General features: G+C 41.5%; 3 protein-coding genes. 2 read left to right on the forward strand and 1 reads right to left on the reverse strand.

The features are described from left to right. The first annotated feature begins 302 nt into the window (after window positions 1–302). Together B2863_RS02005 and B2863_RS02010 are read left to right on the forward strand one after the other, a co-directional pair. Window positions 303–518: a cold-shock protein gene (locus B2863_RS02005; RefSeq protein WP_057760416.1), complete on the forward strand. Its 216-nt coding sequence runs from the start codon at window positions 303–305 to the stop codon at window positions 516–518. Window positions 519–808: 290 nt separating this feature from the next. After that, window positions 809–1,963, forward strand: coding sequence for a DEAD/DEAH box helicase (locus B2863_RS02010; protein ID WP_102091784.1), 1,155 nt, complete (start codon window positions 809–811; stop codon window positions 1,961–1,963). Window positions 1,964–2,070: 107 nt separating this feature from the next. On the opposite strand, the gene B2863_RS02015 is transcribed toward B2863_RS02010, so the two are convergent. Next, window positions 2,071–2,660, reverse strand: a 590-nt coding sequence (locus tag B2863_RS02015; RefSeq protein ID WP_296207186.1) for a sulfite exporter TauE/SafE family protein, incomplete at its 5' end; no start/stop codon positions are given.

Consider the following 2,660-nt stretch of genomic DNA (forward strand, 5'->3'; position numbering starts at 1 on the left):
TAAAAAAATTATCTAGATATCAAAAAGCATATTAAAAGTCTTTATGTTGCTAAAAACCCGTGCTATGATATTTTTTATGCAATAAATATTGCAAGTTTGTTGCTATCATCGAATTTCATGACGATAAGTGCGTTTGGCGAATTCGTTATGGACACACTATGTAGGTAATTAAAGCACTACATAGATGATGGTAAGTAGAGTAGTAATACTCTTAATTTTTGATTTCATAATCTTAGACCCTGTTTATATGCAATGTCGCAAAGGAAGCTAGGGCTAAGCGGACTTTTTTAGGAAGTAATATTATGTCAGCTCGTGAGCAAGGTATCGTTAAGTGGTTTAATGACTCAAAAGGCTTTGGTTTCATTCAACGTGACAGCGGAGAAGATATTTTTGTCCATTTCCGCGCGATTCAGGGTGATGGCTATCGTTCTCTAAAAGATGGCGAAAAAGTTGAGTTCAGCGTAGTAGAAGGTGATAAAGGTCTGCAAGCTGAAGAAGTCAGAAAGATAGAAGAGTAATTTACTCAGACATTAAAGCGGTTTAGTTATAATGTCTGTACAAACTACTGATATACTACTGAGTCAAGCCCATCTTATCTTACCTATGTTGAGTGAACTGCAGCATATTTGGTAGGATTGGATTTGGGCTTGGCTTTTTTTATGCATACATGTCTGATGGTTTTCCGCAGACTTGATAAAGCTACTCTTACTGGTTACGGTTTAAACGCTGCATTTGATACTATAAAGGTTGATTTTGAACCTATTTATAATTAATAAAATACGAGCAATTCATTTAAAAGGATATTTTTTTGAGCAATTTTACAACGTTTACTGACTTGCCACTTTCAACAGCGACCCTGCGCGCAGTAAGTGATCTAGGCTTTACTGAATTGACGCCCATTCAAGCAAAGATACTACCGCATACATTGGCACATCAAGATGCCATCGGACAAGCACAAACGGGCACAGGGAAAACAGCGACTTTTCTACTGACTATTATGGAAGCCTTGCTTAAGCGTCCATTTACCAATGACGAAGAGCGCTATCTCGGTGAGCCGCGCGCTGTGGTCATGGCGCCAACTCGCGAATTGGCTCAGCAAATATTTGATGACTGCATTGCATTAACCAAATATACCTCGCTACATAGCGTCTGTATTATGGGCGGTACTAACTATGAAACTCAGCAGCACGAGCTTGAACGTCAATACGTTGATATCTTGGTAGCGACGCCTGGCCGTCTAATTGACCTTGCTAATAAAGGCATGGTGTATCTAGATAGAGTAGAAGTACTGGTACTTGATGAAGCCGATCGTATGCTAGATATGGGATTCATTCCTGATATCAAGCGCTTAGTTGGTCGAATGCCTGCCAATACCGATCGTCAAAGCTTGTTGTTTTCTGCAACCTTTAACCAAGATGTGATGAATTTAGCTTACCGCTGGTTACATGAGCCTCAGTTTGTTGAAATTGAGCCTGAACACAAGACCAGCGAGTTAGTAGATCAGCATTTTTATTTGCTGACAGAAGATCAAAAGCTAGACGCCTTGCAGCGTATTATCAGTGATGAAGCAGTAGAGAAGGTCATCGTCTTTGCCAATCGTAAAGACCAAGTAAAGCGTCTGTATCACAAACTGCGTCAAGCGCATAATATTGTGATGCTCTCGGGCGATGTCATTCAGCAAAAACGTGAGAAATACTTACAGCGCTTTAAAGATGGTCACGCGTCTATCTTGGTGGCGACAGATGTAGCAGGGCGCGGTATCCATGTCGATGATATCAGCCATGTGGTTAACTTTACTTTGCCTGATCAGCCAGATGATTATGTGCATCGCATTGGTCGTACGGGCCGTGCGGGCCAGACAGGCATTAGTATCAGCTTTGTGAGTGAGGATGATGCCTTTAATATACCGGCATTAGAGAAGCACTTGGAAACCAAATTTACGCTTGAGCAATGGCAGGAATAATTGCTATAAGCTCAGTGTTATTTAGTAAATAAAAGCCCTCAATATCAAACATGATATTGAGGGCTTTTCTATATGCGAAGTGTTAATAATATCTGTTACCGATAACTTTATTGAGCGTGTTCCATCATCTCAGTATGCTCATGGTGATTCATGTCCATCGATTCATCACTCATATCATGCATACTATGATCCATATGGTTGTCCATATCCTGCATGTTGTGATCCATGTCTGCTGCCATATCCGTATCATGATTCATCTGGCTCATATCATGAGAGTCCATATCAGACATCATAGCAGCGTGGCTACCATGGTTCATCTCACCATGACTGCCATGCATATTTGCCATGACCATCGGCACGACCGCTACTGCCAAACCTGATATTACCATAACTGCACCATTTAACTGTCTTAAGCGAAAACGTCCAATCTTATCACGTAGCCAACCGACCGTCTCATGCGTCGCAACCAACATCGGTATGGTTCCTAGACCAAAGATAAACATTAATGCAGCACCGCTTAATGGATTATGAGCAACGACTGCAATCAATAGGGCGCCATATACCAAACCACAAGGCAAAAAGCCCCAAAGCAAACCTGCTGTTAGTGCGCGCGGAAAAGTATTAAGTGGAAATACCTTTTGACGCAAGGGGCTAAGATACTGCCAAAAGCGCATACCAAAACGTTCGAGCTTAGTCA

The sequence above is a fragment of the Psychrobacter sp. UBA3480 genome, assembly GCF_002377945.1.
Classification (GTDB): Bacteria; Pseudomonadota; Gammaproteobacteria; order Pseudomonadales; family Moraxellaceae; genus Psychrobacter.